Annotated in this window: 16 protein-coding genes and 1 pseudogene; 9 read left to right on the plus strand and 8 right to left on the minus strand. The window is 77.6% G+C overall.

What is annotated here, in order from left to right; translation table 11 throughout:
- Positions 1-53: 53 nt before the first annotated feature.
- Positions 54-569, minus strand: coding sequence for a GAF domain-containing protein (locus tag ACK586_RS06285; RefSeq protein ID WP_409329601.1), 516 nt, complete (start codon positions 567-569; stop codon positions 54-56).
- Positions 570-750: 181 nt separating this feature from the next.
- Here ACK586_RS06285 and ACK586_RS06290 point away from each other — a divergent pair, with 181 nt between their 5' ends.
- From ACK586_RS06290 to ACK586_RS06310, 5 genes are all read left to right on the plus strand, one after another.
- Positions 751-1,050, plus strand: a complete 300-nt coding sequence (locus ACK586_RS06290; protein ID WP_409329602.1) for a DUF1876 domain-containing protein — start codon at positions 751-753, stop codon at positions 1,048-1,050.
- Positions 1,051-1,075: 25 nt separating this feature from the next.
- The gene (locus ACK586_RS06295) at positions 1,076-2,488 is read left to right on the plus strand and encodes a wax ester/triacylglycerol synthase family O-acyltransferase (protein ID WP_409329603.1); all 1,413 of its coding nucleotides are present in this window, start codon (positions 1,076-1,078) and stop codon (positions 2,486-2,488) included.
- Positions 2,485-3,840, plus strand: coding sequence for a WS/DGAT domain-containing protein (locus tag ACK586_RS06300; protein ID WP_409329604.1), 1,356 nt, complete (start codon positions 2,485-2,487; stop codon positions 3,838-3,840). The genes ACK586_RS06295 and ACK586_RS06300 overlap by 4 nt, the downstream gene beginning before the upstream one ends.
- A gap of 119 nt (positions 3,841-3,959) precedes the next feature.
- Positions 3,960-4,187 carry a hypothetical protein gene (locus ACK586_RS06305; RefSeq protein WP_409329605.1) on the plus strand — a complete coding sequence of 76 codons (228 nt, stop codon included), beginning with the start codon at positions 3,960-3,962 and terminating at the stop codon, positions 4,185-4,187.
- The gene (locus tag ACK586_RS06310) at positions 4,184-5,134 is read left to right on the plus strand and encodes a universal stress protein (RefSeq protein ID WP_409329606.1); all 951 of its coding nucleotides are present in this window, start codon (positions 4,184-4,186) and stop codon (positions 5,132-5,134) included. Before ACK586_RS06305 ends, ACK586_RS06310 begins: the two co-directional genes overlap by 4 nt.
- Positions 5,135-5,147: 13 nt before the next feature.
- On the opposite strand, the gene ACK586_RS06315 is transcribed toward ACK586_RS06310, so the two are convergent.
- Together ACK586_RS06315 and ACK586_RS06320 are read right to left on the minus strand one after the other, a co-directional pair.
- The gene (locus ACK586_RS06315; protein ID WP_409329607.1) at positions 5,148-7,808 is read right to left on the minus strand and encodes a GNAT family N-acetyltransferase; all 2,661 of its coding nucleotides are present in this window, start codon (positions 7,806-7,808) and stop codon (positions 5,148-5,150) included.
- Positions 7,805-9,004 (minus strand): hypothetical protein, encoded by a 1,200-nt coding sequence (locus ACK586_RS06320; RefSeq protein ID WP_409329608.1) that lies wholly within the window; start codon positions 9,002-9,004, stop codon positions 7,805-7,807. The genes ACK586_RS06315 and ACK586_RS06320 overlap by 4 nt, the downstream gene beginning before the upstream one ends.
- A 167-nt stretch (positions 9,005-9,171) precedes the next feature.
- On the opposite strand from ACK586_RS06320, the pseudogene ACK586_RS06325 reads away from it, so the two are divergent.
- The 3 genes and pseudogenes from ACK586_RS06325 to ACK586_RS06335 form a co-directional block, all read left to right on the plus strand.
- Positions 9,172-9,375 (plus strand): annotated as a pseudogene (locus ACK586_RS06325) (universal stress protein); the annotation flags it as partial.
- A 212-nt stretch (positions 9,376-9,587) separates the two neighbouring features.
- The gene (locus ACK586_RS06330) at positions 9,588-10,103 is read left to right on the plus strand and encodes a universal stress protein (protein WP_409329609.1); all 516 of its coding nucleotides are present in this window, start codon (positions 9,588-9,590) and stop codon (positions 10,101-10,103) included.
- Positions 10,100-10,345, plus strand: a complete 246-nt coding sequence (locus ACK586_RS06335; RefSeq protein ID WP_409329610.1) for a PLDc N-terminal domain-containing protein — start codon at positions 10,100-10,102, stop codon at positions 10,343-10,345. Before ACK586_RS06330 ends, ACK586_RS06335 begins: the two co-directional genes overlap by 4 nt.
- Before the next feature lie 11 nt (positions 10,346-10,356).
- On the opposite strand, the gene ACK586_RS06340 is transcribed toward ACK586_RS06335, so the two are convergent.
- Entirely contained in the window at positions 10,357-10,863 is a 507-nt protein-coding gene (locus ACK586_RS06340; protein ID WP_409329611.1) for a hypothetical protein, read from the minus strand.
- 218 nt (positions 10,864-11,081) lie between these two features.
- Between ACK586_RS06340 and ACK586_RS06345 the strand changes: the two genes are divergently transcribed.
- A complete protein-coding gene (locus ACK586_RS06345; RefSeq protein WP_409329612.1) occupies positions 11,082-11,624 on the plus strand; it encodes a hypothetical protein in 543 nt (180 codons plus the stop codon).
- A gap of 54 nt (positions 11,625-11,678) precedes the next feature.
- Here the strand turns inward: ACK586_RS06345 and ACK586_RS06350 are convergent, their stop codons facing one another.
- From ACK586_RS06350 to ACK586_RS06365, 4 genes are read right to left on the minus strand one after another with little or no spacing between them, the layout of a single operon-like run.
- Positions 11,679-12,458, minus strand: a complete 780-nt coding sequence (locus ACK586_RS06350) for an enoyl-CoA hydratase/isomerase family protein (RefSeq protein ID WP_409329613.1) — start codon at positions 12,456-12,458, stop codon at positions 11,679-11,681.
- On the minus strand, positions 12,455-14,872 hold the full coding sequence (gene ppsA / locus ACK586_RS06355) for a phosphoenolpyruvate synthase (protein ID WP_409329614.1): 2,418 nt from the start codon (positions 14,870-14,872) through the stop codon (positions 12,455-12,457). Before ppsA ends, ACK586_RS06350 begins: the two co-directional genes overlap by 4 nt.
- Positions 14,869-15,783 (minus strand): pyruvate, water dikinase regulatory protein, encoded by a 915-nt coding sequence (locus ACK586_RS06360; protein WP_409329615.1) that lies wholly within the window; start codon positions 15,781-15,783, stop codon positions 14,869-14,871. Before ACK586_RS06360 ends, ppsA begins: the two co-directional genes overlap by 4 nt.
- Positions 15,784-15,799: 16 nt before the next feature.
- Positions 15,800-16,594 (minus strand): maleylpyruvate isomerase family mycothiol-dependent enzyme, encoded by a 795-nt coding sequence (locus tag ACK586_RS06365; protein ID WP_409329616.1) that lies wholly within the window; start codon positions 16,592-16,594, stop codon positions 15,800-15,802.
- Positions 16,595-16,647: the final 53 nt, after the last annotated feature.

Below are 16,647 nucleotides of genomic sequence, written 5' to 3' on the forward strand. Positions count from 1 at the left end.
CCCAGACGTTCCACCCCGCCATTCCCCCAGCTCAGCGGGCCATCCTCGATGCGCTACCGCAGGTGGAAGTCACGCACTAAGCAAATGATCAAAGTCGGGTCCCGCGCGACGGCCACGTCACCGGCCCCCCAGCGGCCCGCGCCGCCGTAGAGGTTCAGTGACCCGACCACGCGGTGGTCCACCGGCATCCCCACCGACAGCACCCGGCCGATCCCCAGCCGGCGTGCCACGGCGGCGAACTCCGGGTACACGGGCTCCTCGGCGGTGTCCTCGACGAGGACCGGTTCGCCGGTGACGGCGGCCTCCAGGCAGGGCCCGAAGCCGCGGTCGTACTGGCGCTCGTCCAGCGCCGCCGCGCGCCGGTCGGTCACCCCCATGCTGCGCACCCTGCGCCCCTCGACGAGGGTGACCGACGCCGCGACCGCGCCCGGGACGGTGTCGCAGGCGAGCAGCGCGACCCGCCGGAGGACCGCCGACAGCGGCTCGGACCGCAACGAGATGCGGGTCAGCTCCTCCAGCAGACGACCGCGGTCCGGCAGCGGTCCGTCCGGTCCGCCGACGTCCGTCATCCCGGCTCCCGCGGCGTGGGCATCGCCCCAGCCTGGCGGCCGGGGCGCACCCCGGCCGCGGGCCAAGGGCGGCCGGCGGAGGGCCGGAGGTCCCGCGCCACCGGTCCCTCCGGCCGCGGCGGGGCCCGGCCGGCCCGGACAGCATCGACGGATCCCGCGGGACCGCACCGAGGAGGACGCCATGGGCAGCAGCACCCGACCGGGCACCGGGCAGCGCTCGGTCGCCACCTGGACGGTGACGATCGACATCGACGAGCACGACGGCCACACCCGGGCGGTGGCCCGGCTGCACACGCGGGACGGTGACCGGCTGGCCGGGGTCGGGCTGGCCCGCCTGGACCCGGCCGACCGCGACGTCCCCGAGATCGGCGACGAGATCGCCGCGGGCCGGGCCCTGACCGACCTCGGGCACCGGCTGCTGCGGACGGCGACCGAGGACGTCGAGCAGAACACCGGCGCGCCCGCACACCCGCTGCGCTGAACCCGGCTGCCGCGTCATGGAGCGCATGAGCCCGCTGGACGCCGCCTTCCTCCAGCTCGAGGACGCCCAGCCGGGCACGTCGCTGGCCATCGGGTCGGTCGCGGTCTTCGAGGGCCCGGCACCCCGGTTCGCGGAGTTCCGGGCCGTCCTCGCCGGCCGGCTGCCCCTGATCCCGCGCTACCGGCAGCTGGCCCGCGAGGTCCCGCTGGACCTCGGGCCGCCCGTGTGGGTCGACGCGCCCGCGTTCGACCTCGACGACCACCTGCGCCGTTCGCTGCTGCCGCCACCCGGCGGCGACCGGGAACTGGCCGCGCTCGTGGGGCGGGTCATGTCGGCACCGCTGGACCGGTCCCGGCCGCTGTGGGAGTACCGGCTGGTGGACGGGCTGGCCGGCGGCCGCTGGGCCCTGCTGTCCAAGGTGCACCACTGCATGGTCGACGGCGTCTCGGGCACCGACCTGTACCGCGTCGTCCTCGACACGACCCCGCAGCCGGCGCCCGGCGTGCCCGACCGGTGGTGCCCCCGCGAGCCGCCGTCGGCGCTCCGCCTCGCGTCGCTGGCCGCGCTCGACCTGGCCCGGCTGCCCGCGGCGCAGCTGCGCGGGCTGGCCTCCCTGGCCCGCCACCCGGTGTCCGTGGGCCGGCTCGCGGGGGCCACCGCGCGCGGCGCCGCCGCTCTGGCCACGGCGCTGCGCCCGACGTCGCGGTCGTCGCTGACCGGGCCGCTCTCCGGCAGCCGCCGGTTCGCGCTGGCGCGCGGCAGCGTCGACGACGTGGCGGCGGTGCGGCACCGGCTGGGCGGCACCTTCAACGACGTGGTGATCGCCGCGGTGACCGCCGGCTTCCGCGAGCTGCTGATCGGGCGGGGCGAGCGGCCCACCGGCCACCGCATCCGGTCGCTGGTGCCGGTCGACGTGCGGGCACCGGGCGAGGAGAGCATCCGGGACAACCGGGTGTCGTGCATGCTCGCCGACCTGCCGGTCGACGTCGCCGACCCGGCGGAGCGGCTGGCCGCCGTCCGGGAGCTGTTCGGCCGGCTCAAGGCCGAGCACGAGGCCGAGGCCGGGGCCGTGCTGGTCCGGCTGGCCGGCGCCGAGCCGTTCGCCGCCCTCGCCCCCGGGCTGCGGCTGGTCTGGCACCTGCCGCAGCGGAACATCACGACGGTCACCACCGACGTGCGGGGTCCGAGCGAACCCCTCTACGCGCTCGGCCGCCGGTGCGTGGAGATGATCCCCTACGTCCCGATCGCCTCCCGCCTCCGCACGGGGGTCGCGGTCTTCTCCTACGCCGGGCAGCTCACCGTCGGCATCACCGGTGACGCCGTCTCCGCGACCGACGTGTGGGCGCTGGCGCGGGGCACCGAGCGGGGCCTGGCCGAGCTGGTGGAGCTCGGCCGGGCCGTCGACCGGCCCGCGCCGGCCGGGGACGGCGCCCGGTGAGCCGCCGCCGGATGCCGGTCGAGGACTCGTTCTGGCTGACCCTCGACCGGCCGGAGAACCTCATGGCGGTCACCTCGCTGCTGTGGACCAGCGAGCCGGTCGACCCCGGCCGGCTGCGCGCCCTGGTGCAGGCGCGCCTGCTCGACCGCCACCCGGTGCTGCGGCAGCGGCCGGTCGTCCACCGCGGCCCGCTGCGCTGGGCCTCGTGGGTCGACGACCCGGCGTTCGACCTCGACCGCCACCTCGTCGTCCGCCCCGCCCCGGGCGGCGGCGACCGGGCGGCGCTGCAGCGGTTCGTCGGCGAGCAGCGCGGCACCCCGCTGGACCCGGCCCACCCCATGTGGCGGCTGTACCTCCTGCAGGGCGCCGGCGGCGGCAGCGCCCTGGTCTGCCGCTTCCACCACTCCCTCGCCGACGGCATCCGCGCCACGCAGCTGCTGCTCGGGCTCCTGGACCCCCTGGACGGGGCGGCGCCGGAGCTCAGCGCCCGGGTCGGCCGCGCGCGGCCGCTGCCGACCGGCTCCGGCCCGGCCGGGGCGGTCGGGACGCTGCTCAACACGCTGGTGTCCGTGCTCACCGTCGGGTTGTGGACCAATCCCCGGACGGTGCTGGAGGGCCGCCCGGGCGCGGCCAAGGCGGTGGCCTGGAGCGACCCCGTCCCGCTGGACCGGCTCAAGGCCGTCGCCGCGCGCACCGGGACGACGCTCAACGACGTCTGCACCGCCCTGGTGTGCGGCGCCCTGGCCCGCCACCTCGCGAGCGCCCCGGGGAGCGGGCCGCTGCCGCCCGGGGACGACCGGGTGGCCTGGATGGTGCCGGTCAACCTGGCGCCGCCGGGCCCGCTGCCGCCGCGGGAGCTGGGCAACCACTTCGCCCTCGTGCTGGTCCCGCTCCCCCACGGCCCGGCCGGGTTCCCCGACCGGCTGGCCGCCGTGCACCGGGCCGTCGCCCGCATCCGCGACTCCTGGGAGCCGGCGCTGACCTACGCGATCAGCCGCGGCATCGCGCTGAGCCCCACCCCGGTCGGGACCGCGCTCAACCGGTTCTTCGGCGCCAAGGCGGTCGGTGTCCTGACCGACGTCCCCGGCCCGCGACGGCGGATGGCGCTGGCCGGGGCGCCGGTCACCGGGATGGTCGGGTGGGCGCCGACGAGCATGCGCCAGGCCCTCACCGTGACGATCTTCAGCTACGCCGGCGCGGTCACCTTCGGTTTCGGCACCGACCGGGCGGTCGTGCCCGACGCCGACGCGCTGGTCACCGCGCTGCGCCAGGAGCTCGCCGCGGCCCTCCCCGCCGCCGAGGACGGCCCGGCGCGGCGCGCCGAGGACGGGGCGGCGCGGCGCGGCGGGTGAGGGCCGTTGGTCCCCGCCGGAGACGTCCTCCGGCTCCTGTCCCGCGGCGGCGTGCGGCCGACCCTGGTTCCCGGCAGCCCCACCGCCGACAGCGACCCCGCGGCACACCGGAGGTCCCCGTGGCCGTCCCCACCCCCGGCACCGACGACAGCATCCGGCTGGACCTGCAGGACGCCCGGGGGCGACTGCTCGCCGCCCGGTCGGCCCAGCGCGCCGCCGACACCCCCGCCACCCGCATCGAGGTGGAGCTGTGCCTGGCGCGGCTCGACCGGCTGCTGGACACGTGGAACGAGCGCGCGACCGCGGCCGGCCGGGGAGCGGCGCACGAGACGGTGACCGCGAGGTGACCGGGGGCGACCGCGGGGTGACCGCCTCCCCGCCGGACGTGCGGCCCGAGGGCCGACCGGTGGTCGTGGGCGTCGACGGCTCCCGGTCGGCCGGTGCCGCGGTGCGCGTGGCCGCCGCGGAGGCCCGTGCCCGGGGTGTCGGCCTGCGGCTGGTCATGGTCTTCCCCCGGGGGTTCGGCGAGCACGTGCCCGCCGCGGCCGGGGTCGATCCCCGGGTGGTGCTCCGGACGGCCGGCGAGCTGGTGCTCGACACCCTCGAGGCGGAGGTGGTGCGCGACTTCCCCGGGGTGCCGGTGGGCACCGCGCTCGTCGAGGGTCCGGCCGCCGAGGTCCTCGTCGCCGAGGGCGACGGAGCGCAGCTGCTGTGCGTGGGGTCGACGTCCTCCGGTGGCCTGGATGACCTCCTGCTCGGTTCCACCGCCGCGGCGGTGGCCGCGCACGCCCGGTGCCCGGTGCTGGTGGTCCCGCTGCGGCCGGCGACCGCGGTCACGGGCCGCTCCGGCGTCGTCGTCGGGCTGGCCGGGGACGACGGGGACGACGAGCTGCTGGCCTTCGCGGTGCAGGCGGCGACCAACCGGCGCAGCTCGGTGATCGCCGTGCACACCTGGCAGCACACCGTGCCCGGCCTGCTGCACCTCGCGCTCGAGCCGCTGGTGGACGAGCAGACCGCGCAGCGGCGCGAGGAGGCGCTGGTGACCGACGTGCTCGACCGCGCCGGCGAGCCCCCCGTCCCCGTGCACACGGTCGTGCGGCGGGCCGGTGCGGCCCAGACGCTGCTCGCGGCCGCGTTCACCGCCGAGCTGCTCGTCGTCGGGCACCGCCACCGGGTCGGCCCGATCGCCCGGTTGCGGTCGGTGACGTCGGCGGTGCTGCACCGGGCGGCGTGCCCGGTGGCGGTGCTGCCGCTCGGCGCCGGTGTCCCCGCGGCGGCACCGGCCGGGGGCTGACCGACCGGCGTGATCAGCCCGCGCCGGGCGGCGCGGTCACCCGTGCCCGGACGTCGAGGGCGAGGCAGCCGCCGCCGTCGACGCGCAGCGGGTTGATCTCGACCTCCGCGAGCCCGGGCAGCGCGTCGGCCAGCCAGCCGACGCGCCGGACGCAGTCCGCGACGCCGGCGCGGTCGAGGGTGCTCCCGTGGGCGGTGCCGAACAGGCCCGTCGCCGTCAGCATCGCCGCCGCCTCGTCCCCGGTGAGCGGAGCGAGGCGGTGCACGCGGTGCCCCAGGGCGTCGGCGGCGCGCCCGCCCGGACCCAGGGCCACCACGGCGCCGGCCGAGGGGTCCCGGACGGCGCCGACGAGCAGCTCGTCGCCGGGCGGCACGACCGGCTGCACGAGCGCCCCGCGCCAGTCCGGCCCGGCGCTCCGCGCCCACGCGGCGACCGTCCCGGCCACCTCGGCGGGGTCGGTGACCGGCATGCGCAGCAGGCCGGCGTCGCCCTTGTGCACCACCCCGGCCACCGTTCCCTTGACCGCCACCGGGCCGCCGAGGGCCGCGGCGGCGGCCGCCGCCTCCTCGGGGGTGGCCGTCCACCGGGTCGCGACCGCCGGTAGTCCGGCGGCCGCGCACAGCTGCCCGACCTCGTCGGGCAGCAGCCAGTCCCCGCCGGGCGCGCGCCGGAGCACGGTCTCCAGCACCGGGCGCGCCGCCCGGACGTCCACGGCGTCGGGGACCTCCACGGCCCCGGCGGGCCGAGCCAGCCAGTCCCGCCGCGCGACCGCCGCGGCGAGGGCGCGGGCGGCGGTCGCCGGCTCGGCCACCGAGACCAGGTACCGCCCGCCGGGCAGGTGCAGCCGCTCGAGCAGCGTGGCGCGCCCGAAGCGGACGTCGACGACCGGCGCGCCGTCCTCCACCGCGGCCGACGCACCCCCGACGACCCCGGGCGACGGGTCGCCGACGCCGGTCGCGACCGCGGAGGTGACCACGGCGGCGACCGCCGGGGATGCCCGCAGCAGCGACAGGGCGGCGGCGAAGGCGGCGGCGGAGACGGCGGCGCCGGTGTCGACGGGGTTGCCGGTCTCGGCCAGTGCGGGCAGGACGGCGGCCAGCGCCTGCCGGAGGTCGGCCGGCAGCGGGTCCACCGGCGCCCCGGCGGCGGCGCAGGCGTCGGCCAGCAGCACCCCGAGCCCGCCGGCGTTGGTGAGGACGGCGACCGTGCCCGACCGCGGCGGCGGCTGTCCCGCGAGCAGGGCGGCCGCCGCCGCGAGCGAGGCCAGGTCCGGGACCGTCTGCACCCCCGCGGCGCGGTAGGCCGCCTCCCGGACCACGGAGGGGGTGGCGGCGCGGGCCGTGTGCGAGCCGGCGGCCCGCGCACCGGCGCCCGAGGTCCCCGACGCGACGGCGAGCACAGGCACCCGGCGGGCGAGGTGCGCCGCCGTCCGCACCAGGCCGCGCAGGTCGGGCTCGGACTCGGCGTACAGCACGACCAGCCCGGTGCCGGGGTCCTCGTCGAACCAGGCGAGCAGGTCGCGGACGCCGACGTCGACGGCGTCGCCGATCGCCACCCCGGCGGCCAGGCCGAGGCCCAGCCGCTGCCAGGAGGCCAGCGCCGCGATGGCGATCCCCCCGGACTGCGCCACCAGGCCGACGTCCCCGGCGGCCGGCACCCGCCCGGCGAAGGACGCCACGAGGGACGAGGGCACCCCGGGCACGGCCAGGCCGAGGCTGTTGGGGCCCACCAGCCGCAGGCCGTACCGGTCGGCGAGCGCGCGCAGGCGGCCGCGGGCGGCGGCCAGGCCACCGCTGAGGACCAGGACGCCCGGGACACCGGCCTCGCCGCAGTCCGCGACGACGTCGGGCACCTCGGGCGCCGGCACGCACACCACGGCGAGGTCGACCGGACCCGGCAGCGACCGCACGTCCGGGGCGCACGCCACCCCCTCCACCGGGGTGCCGGCGGCGGCCGCCGCCGGGTTCACCGCGTGCACCGGGCCCGGGAAGCCGCCCACCCGCAGGCTGCGCAGCACGGCGCGGCCCACGGAGGCCGGCGACCGCCCGGCGCCGACGACCGCGACCGAGCGCGGTCGCAGCAGCGGCCGCAGGCTCGCCGCGGCGGCGGCCCGGAACCGGTCCTCGACCGCGTCCCGGTAGCGCTCCCCCGGCTGCAGGGCGAGCTCGATCCGCTGCGCGGTCCCCTCGCGGGTCGTGGCCAGCGGCAGGCCCAGCTCCTCGAGCACGCGCAGCATCGGCCCGTTCTCGGCCAGGACCAGGGCGACCAGGCGCCCGATCCCCAGCGGGAGGGCCCGGGCGGCGAGGTGCTCGAGCAGCGCGGTGGCCACCCCGTCGTGCCGGTCGGCGGCGTCCACCACGGCCGCCACCTCCGCGACCCCGTCCCCGCAGGGCAGCAGCTGGACCACGCCGACGAGGCGGCCGCGGACGCGCGCGCCCAGCGTGAGCGCCCCGGAACCGGGGTCGAGGGTGCGCTCGACGTACCCGGGGAGGTCCGCCGGGTGCGACGACGCGAAGCGGAGGTAGGTGTCGCGCTCACCGAGGCGGCGGTGCAGCTCGAGCACCTCGGCGGCGTCCCCCGGACCGAGGCCGGCGAGGACGGCGGTGCTGCCGTCGCGCAGCAGGGCGCGCTCCGGCCGCGCCTGCGGGACGGGCGGATCGCCGGGCCCGCTCACGCGCCGGCGTCCACCGGCCGGGGGGCCCGCGCGCGGAGGAAGGCGCGGGTCAGGCGGTCCATCACCGCCGCCTCGTCGACCGGCACGGCGAGCACCCGGACCCCGCTGGCGGACAGCCGCTCGCTGGGCGCACCGCTGAACCGGGCGGTGCCGGGCCGCAGGGCCAGCAGCCGCTCGCACACCCGCTCCCGGATCTCGCCGGAGTGCACCCCGATCCCGCCCGTGAAGACCAGGCCGTCCCAGGCGTCCAGTGCGGTGACCGCCGCGGCGACGGCCATCGCGACGTCGCGCACGAAGACCCGCAGCGCCAGGCCGGCGGCGGGGTCGTCGGCGGCCAGCAGCGTGCGGACGTCGCTGCGGCCACCGGACATCCCGGCCAGCCCCGACCGCCGGTCCAGCAGCTCGCGGACCTCCGCGACCGATCCGTCGTGCAGCTCGACCAGGCGCAGGACCACCTCGGGGTCCAGGTCGCCGCTGCGCGTCGGCGACGGGATCCCGCCGGCCGGGCTTAGCGCCGCCGTGGTGGATCGCGGGCGTCCGGCCTGCACCGCGGTCACGCTGCAGCCGCTGCCCAGGTGCACCACCACCGCCGACCCGAGGCCGGGGAGCAGGTCGACGACGCTCTGCACCGCCAGCCCGTGGGATCCCCACCGGCGCAGCCCGGCCGCGCGCAGGTCCAGCGGCAGCGGCAGCGTGACCGCCTCGTCGGGCAGTGCGGCGTGGAACCCGGTGTCGGGCACCAGCACGACCTCGGCGTCCGGCCACCACGTGCGGGCCTCCTCGACGACGGCGAGCTGGCGCGGCAGGTGCAGCGGATCGAGGTGCTCCTCGGCGCGCAGCCGGATGAGCAGGGCGTCGTCGGCCCAGCACGGCGCCCGCACCAGCGCGCTGCCGTGCACGACGCGGTGCGCCACCACGGCCGGCCGCAACCCGCGGCGGGCGATGGCCCCGGCGACCTCCGTCAGCGCCTCGGACCACCCCGTGTGCAGCAGGGCGTGCTCCACGAAGGAGCCGGTGCCCTCGATGGTCAGCCGGGCCTCGTCACCGTCGAGCCCGGAGATGTGCAGCTGCATCCGCAGGTCCGGGTCGCGCAGCGCCGCCCGCAGCGACGAGGAGCCCACGTCGAGGGTGAGCACGACCGGCGGGTCGAGCGAGGCTCCCGGGCGGGCGGTCCCGGGTCCCGGCGTCTCCAGCACGCCAGCAGACTGGGCGCTCGCGGTCGGCGCACGCAGGGCCGAACGGCCCGACCTGGCGGGTCCTGCGCAGGGACGCGCGGGCCGGGGCCGCGACCGGGGACTCCCGGCGGCCGACCGGGGACCATCGACCCGCTCGGTCCGGACGACCCGCCCGGCAGGGTCGGGCCATGCCCGTCAACGGATGGACCCACCACCCGGCGCCGACCCGGCCGTTCGCCTCCTCCTCGCGACCGCCCCTGCTCGTCGCCTTCGACGGCTCGGCACCGGCCCGCCGCGCCGTCCACTGGGCGGCCCGGGAGGCCGCCGCGTCAGGCCGGCGGCTGCGGCTCGTGCACGTCCTGCCGGCGGTCGCGCCCGCCGACGCCGCCCCCGGCGGCACACCTGCGGCCGGTGCCGCGACGGACACCGCACTCCTGCGCCGCGCCGCCGAGAACGGGCTGGCCGTCGCGGTCACCCGCGTGCGGCGCCAGGCGCCCGCGCTGCACGTCCTGCCCGAGGTGCGCACGGGCGATCCCGTCGAGGCGCTCGCGGAGCTGGCGACCGGCGCGGGAGCCCTGGCGCTGGGCGCCAGCGGCCAGTCCGGGTGCGACCGGGTGCTGCTGGGCTCCAGCGCCGCCGAGCTGCTGCGCGGTGCGACCGGCACGACGGTGGTCGTCGTGCGCGCGGCGCCGGCGGCCCGGCCGCGATCCGTCGTCATCGGCGTCGACGGCTCGGCGGCCTCCCTGGCCGCGCTCCGGTTCGGGTTCGCGCACGCCGCGCGGCTGGGGCTCCCCGTCGCCGCGGTGCACGCCGCCTCGGACCTGCCGCTGGCCGCGCTGGCGGGCACCGCCGATCCCGACAGCGGCGCGCTGCGGGAGCGGGGGTGGCCGCGCTCTCCTCGGCGGTCGCCGACGTCCACCACGAGCACCCGGAGGTGCCGGTCACCACCGTGGCCGTGCCGGACCGGCCGGTGGAGGCGCTCCTCGCCCGCGCGGAGGACGCCGAGCTGCTCGTCGTCGGCCGGCACGGCCGCGCGCGGTCGGCCCTGCCCCTGGGCAGCGTCGCGCACGCGGCCGCGTACTACGCGGCGTGCTCCGTCGCCGTGGTGGGTGCGCGGTGAGCCGCGGCCGGCATCACCGGACCCGCTGGGGCGACCTGCCCCGCGGGCGCCGGAGGGCGCTGCTGGTCCTGGCGGCCCTGCAGCTGGCGCTCGCCGTGGCCGCCTGGACCGACCTCGCCACCCGCCCCGCGGAGCAGGTCCAGGGACCGAAGGCGCGATGGGCCGCGGTGATCGCCGTCAACTGGGTCGGGCCGCTGGCGTGGTTCCGCTGGGGACGGCGCGCCCACCCGCCCCACGCGTGAGCGCGGCCGGCTCACCCCACCAGGGACCGGAGCGTGGTCGCGGCCAGCAGCCGGGCCCACCACGGGCGCCGGCCGGCCGGGATGCTGCTCCCCGGATGCCGGCGCCACAGCCGCCGGGCCGGACGGACCGACATGGCGCCGCCCTTCATGCTCACCCAGCCGCCCGGCCCCATGGTCACGTCGGCCCGCGCGCCGCTGGGACGCGCCGCGAGCTGCCGCGCGACCAGGACCGCGCCGACGACGACCTCGGCCGTCGTCAGCACCCGGGTCGCGTCGACGGCGGGATGCCAGCGCACGCGCCCCCCGCGGATGACGAAGGCGCCCAGCGGCCGGCCACCGGACAGCGCCGCGTCGAGGCCGCGCCCCCCGCGGCCCCCGCGGTCCCCGTCCGCGCTCCGCGTCGCGGTGTGCGTGCGCAGGACGGTCGCGGGGATCACCGTGGCACCGTCCCGCTCGACCGCCTGCTCGAAGCCCAGCAGCCGGCGGTCGCCGTCGGGACCGGTACTGGTCCGGGTCATGGGAACTCCTCGGTCTCGGCGGGACGGGTCCGAGGCTGGCAGACCATCGCCCGCCCCGCCCGGGCCGGAGGTCCCGGCGCCGGGGTCCGACGGCCGTCGCGCTCCGGGCCCCGGGTCCTTCCGGCCCTCCCCGGCGGGTCCTTCGCCCCGTCCCGCCCCCGCCGGTTCCCCCCTAGCGTCGGCCGGGACCGCACCACCACATCGAGCAGGGAGCAGCGATGAGCCGGGCCCTCGTCGTCTACGAGTCCGTCTTCGGTGACGCCCGGACGATCGCGCAGGCGGTCGCCGCCGGGCTGTCGGCCGCCGGGCTCGCCGCCGAGGTCTCCGACGCGGCGGGAGGTCCCGAGGAGGTCGGCCCCGACGTGGCCCTGCTCGTGGTCGGCGGTCCCAACCACGCCCTGTCCATGCCCCGGCCCTCCAGCCGCGAGGGGGCCGTGGCGCAGCACGGGGCGCAGATCGCCGACACCACGCGGGGGCTGCACGAGTGGCTCGACGCCGTCCGGATCACCGGCAGCGGCACGCTCGGCGCCGCCTTCGACACGCGCAGCGACCACCCGAAGCTGCTGGTGAAGCTGGACCACGCGGCCAGGACGGAGGAGAAGCTGCTCCGCGGCCACGGCCTCACGATCCTCGCGCCGGCCGAGCACTTCTCCGTGACCGGCACGAAGGGCCCCCTCGCCGCCGGTGAGGAGGACCGTGCCCGCCGGTGGGGAGCGGTCCTGGCCCAGCAGCTCGCGACCCGGCCGGCCGCGCGCGGCTGACCGGGAGGGACCGGCACGGGTCGGGGCCGGGCCGCCGCGGCCCGCCCGGCCGGGTCAGGCCGTGCTGCTCGGGAAGGCCGCCGGTCGCTTGGCGAGGAACGCGGCGACGCCCTCGCGCCCGTCGGGGCTGGCCGCCCGGGCCCGGATGGACAGGGTCTCCCGGCGCAGCGCCGCCTCGGCGCCCGGCGTCGCCGTCTCGCGGAGCAGCCGCTTGGCCGCCACCTGCGCGTCCCGGGACCCCGAGCGCAGCCGACCGACGACGTCCTCGACCGCCGCGGGCAGGTCCTCGTCGGGGTGGACCGCGGCGACGAGGCCGAGGGCGTGCGCCTCGCCGGCGGACAGGACCGGGTTGAGCAGCGCCAGGGCCAGCGCGCGGTGGAGACCGACCGACGCCGTCAGCAGGGAGCTGCCGCCGTCCGGCGAGAAGCCGATGCCGGTGTAGGCGAGGGTGAAGCGCGCGGACTCGGCCGCGAGCACCAGGTCGGCCGCCGCGGCCAGGGGGACGCCGGCCCCGGCGGCCGTGCCCTGCACCACCGACACGACGACGGCGGGCATCCGCTGCAGGTCGCTGACGACCCGGTGCAGCGCCTCCGCGAGGTCGTCGACCAGCTGCTCGGTGTCGTCGGCGGCGGCGAAGGCCGCCACGTCGCCGCCCACGCAGAAGGCCTTCCCGTCGGCGGACAGGACCACGACGTGCACGTCGTCGGCCCGCGCCCGCCGCACCGCCGCGGCCAGCTCGGCGACGCTCCCGGGACCGATGGCGTTGCCGCGCGCGGGGTCGGACAGGCGGATGCGCGCCACCCCGTCGCGCTGCTCGTACCGGACCGCGGTCATCCCTGCACCCGCGCCTGACCGGCCAGGTGCAGCCAGGTGTCGACGACGGTGTCGGGGTTGAGCGACATCGACCCGATGCCCTGGTCGAGCAGCCACCGCGCCAGATCGGGGTGGTCGCTGGGCCCCTGGCCGCAGATGCCGACGTACTTGTCGCGCTCCCGGCAGGCGCGGATGGCCATCTCGAGCAGGGCGAGCACGGCCGGGTCGCGCTCGTCGAAGCCCGCGGCGACCAGCGCGGAGTCGCGGTCCAGCCCGAGGGTCAGCTGGGTCATGTCGTTGGACCCGATGGAGAACCCGTCGACGTGCTCGAGGAAGTCCCCGGCCAGCAGCGCGTTGGACGGCAGCTCGCACATCATGACCACGGACAGGTCGTTCACCCCGCGCCGCAGCCCGTGCTGCCCGAGCAGCGCGACGACGGCCTCGATCTCCGCGACGGTCCGCACGAACGGGATCATGATCTCGACGTTGGTCAGGCCCATCTCGTCGCGGACGTACCGCAGGGCCTCGCACTCCATCGCGAAGCACTCGGCGAAGTCGGCCGACAGGTACCGGGAGGCCCCCCGGTAGCCCAGCATCGGGTTCTCCTCGTGCGGCTCGTAGACCTCCCCGCCGAGCAGGTTGGCGTACTCGTTGGACTTGAAGTCGCTCATCCGCACGATCACCGGCTCCGGCGCGAACGCCGCGGCGATCGTCGAGACGCCCTCGGCGACCCGCTGCACGAAGAAGTCGCGCGGCGAGGGGTAGGCCACGATCCGCTCCCGGATCTGGGCCTGCAGCGGGGCGTCCAGCGTGTCCAGCTCCAGCAGCGCCTTGGGGTGGATGCCGATCTGCCGGTTGATGATGAACTCCAGCCGGGCCAGCCCGACCCCGGCGTGCGGCAGCCGGGAGAAGGCGAACGCCTGCTCCGGCGTCCCCACGTTCATCATGATCTTCGTCGGGATCTCCGGCATCGCGTCCAGCCGGGTCTCCTCCACCTCGAAGCCCACCTCGCCGGCGTAGACCAGGCCGGTGTCGCCCTCGGCGCACGACACCGTGACCCGGTCCCCGTCGGTGAGCGCCCGGGTGGCGTTCCCGGTGCCGACGACGGCGGGGATGCCGAGCTCGCGGGCGATGATCGCCGCGTGGCAGGTGCGCCCGCCCCGGTTCGTCACGATCGCCGAGGCGCGCTTCATGATCGGCTCCCAGTCCGGGTCGGTCATGTCCGCGACCAGCACGTCCCCGGCCGAGAAGGAGCTCATCTGGTCCAGGTCGGTCAGGATCCGGACGGGGCCGGCGCCGATCTTCTGCCCGATCGCCCGTCCCTCGACCACCACCTCCCCGGTGCCGGTGAGCCGGTAGCGCACGCTGGTGCTGCCGGCGCGCGACTGCACGGTCTCCGGGCGGGCCTGCAGGATGCAGATCTGCCCGGTCAGCCCGTCCTTGCCCCACTCGATGTCCATCGGGCGGCCGTAGTGCTCCTCGATCCGCACCGCCTGCCGCGCCAGCTCGTGCACCTCGTCGTCGGTCAGCGACAGCAGCCGCCGCTGCGCCGGCTCGACGTCGACGAACGCCGTCGTCCGGCCGACCTCGGTGGAGTCGGTGTAGACCATCTTGGTGGCCTTCTCCCCCACCCCGCGCTTGAGGATCGCCGGCCGCCCCGCCGCCAGGGCCGGCTTGTAGACGTAGAACTCGTCGGGGTTGACCGCGCCCTGGACGACGCCCTCGCCCAGGCCGTAGGCCGCGGTCACGAAGACGGCGTCGCGGAAGCCGGACTCGGTGTCCATGGTGAACACCACCCCGGAGGCACCGACGTCGGAGCGCACCATCCGCTGCACCCCGGCCGACAGCGACACCGCCTCGTGCTCGAACCCGTGGTGCACCCGGTAGGCGATCGCCCGGTCGTTGTACAGCGAGGCGTAGACCTCGCGGATCGCCTGCAGCACCGCCTCGACGCCGCGGACGTTGAGGAACGTCTCCTGCTGCCCGGCGAAGGAGGCATCGGGCAGGTCCTCGGCGGTGGCCGACGAGCGCACCGCGAACGAGGCGGCGTCGTCGTCGCCGGCCAGCCGCGCGTACGCCGCCCGGATGTCGGCCTCCAGCGCCGGCGGGAACGGCTGCTCCACCACCGCCCGCCGGATCTCCGCACCCGCCGCCGCCAGGGCGACGACGTCGTCGGTGTCCAGCGACCGCAGCCGCTCGGCGATCCGGTCGGCCAGGCCGGTGTCGCCCAGGAAGCGCTGGTAGGCCGAGGCGGTGGTGGCGAAGCCGTCCGGCACGCTCACCCCGGCACCGGCCAGGTGGGAGATCATCTCCCCCAGCGAGGCGTTCTTGCCGCCGACCACCTCCAGGTCGCCCAGCCCCAGCTCGGCGAACCAGCGCACGTTGTCGCCGTCCCCCACGGACCCGGCCTGCGGTGCGGTCTGCGTGCTGCTCATGATGGGGAGGTCCTTCCTCGCCGGGGTCCGCGGTCGCCCGGTGGACGGGCGCCGGGACCGCGCTTCTGCCGGGCCAGCGTCTGGATCACCACGGTGGCGATCTCCTCCACGGAGGCAGCCGCAGTGTCCACCGTGGGCAGGCCGTGGGTCGCGTACATCGCCGCCGCGCGGCGCAGCTCGAAGCGGCACTGGTCCTCCGAGGCGTACTGCGAGTCCGGGCGGCGCTCCTGCCGGACCCGGCTCAGCCGCGCCACCGTGGTCGTCAGCCCGAAGCAGCGGTCCGCGATGCCGCGCACCGGCCGCGGCAGGTCGGTGGTCTCCAGGTCCTCGTCGACCAGCGGGTAGTTGGCGACGAACAACCCGTGCTGCAGCGCCAGGTACATCGCGGTCGGGGTCTTGCCGCACCGCGACGGCGCCAGCAGGACGACGTCGGCGCGCTCGAGCGCCCGCGAGCTCTGCCCGTCGTCGTGCTCGATCGCGAACTCGACCGCCGCCATCCGGTCGTTGTACCGGCGGACGTCGCCCACCCCGTGCAGCCGGCGCGCCTCGTGCAGCCCCCGGGCGCCGAGGTGCTCCTCCACCCGGGGCATGTGCAGCCCGAAGAAGTCGATGATCGGGGCCCGGGTCTTCAGCAGCTCCTCGCGGATCTCGTCGACCGCGGTCGTGGTGAACACCAGCGGGGTCACCGGGCCCTCCATCGCCGCGTCGAGCTGCGCCACCACCTCCCGCGCCTGCTCCACCGTGGAGATGAAGGGGATCAGGGTGCGCTCGAAAGGCACGTCGGGGAACTGGATGAGCAGCGCGTTGCCCATGGTCTCGGCACTGATGCCGGTGCTGTCGGACAGGAAGTAGACCGGGACGGCGGTGTCGGCGTCCCGGTCCTGCGGCGCCCCCGCCCCCTGGTCGGTCATCGGGCCTCCGCCGCGGTCAGACGATGTCCACCCGGTCGAGGACCCGCTCGGCGTACCCCCGGTCGCCGTCGACCCGGACCGAGTCCCGCCACGGCGTGCGCGTGGTGCCCCAGAGCACGAAGTCGGTCGCCGCCGAGGTGGCGGTGGCGGCGGGGTCCTGCAACCCCTCCACCACGGCGAGGGACGGCCCGCCGGGCACGAGGGTCCACTCCCCGCCCCCGGGACCGGTCAGCCGCAGCCCGAGGGGCCGGTCGAGCACCTCGGCCACGGAGGGGCACATCTGCGGCAGGCCGGTGAGCATCCAGCCGATCGCCGGGCCCAGCAGCGCGTCGTCGGCCGCCGGCGCCGGCCGGTCGACCGGCCCGCCGGGGGCCAGCAGGTCGACGGTGAGGTGGCACCACAGGTCGAAGGCAAAGGCGTCGGCCAGCGCGTGCATGGGGTAGGTGCCGAGGTCGGTGAGGGTGATGCCGGCCGAGGCGACCGGCTCCTCCTGCATCGCCGCCAGGGCCGCCAGCGCGGGCTCGAGGTTGTCCCGGAACTCGGCGGCGACCTCGGCGCTGGACCAGCTCCTGCGCTGCGCGACCAGGAGCTCCTGCAGCTGCTCGGCGGTCTCCACCTCCGGCGCGGCGGCGTCGGGGTCGGGCGGGACGACCAGCACCCGGAAGTTGGAGCCGGTGTGGGCGACGAGGTCCTGCACCGACCACCCCGCGCACCGGCTGGGGCTGCGCCACTCCCCGGGGGTCAGGTTCTCGACGACCTCCGCGTAGTGGGCACCCAGCTCCCGGGCCGCCGCGACGCCTGCCTCGCTCATGCCGGTCCTCCGACCCGTCCGCAGGGCGCGCCGAGCGTGCCGGCGACCCGTGC

Source organism: Trujillonella humicola (assembly GCF_046233715.1).
GTDB lineage: Bacteria > Actinomycetota > Actinomycetes > Mycobacteriales > Geodermatophilaceae > Trujillonella > Trujillonella humicola.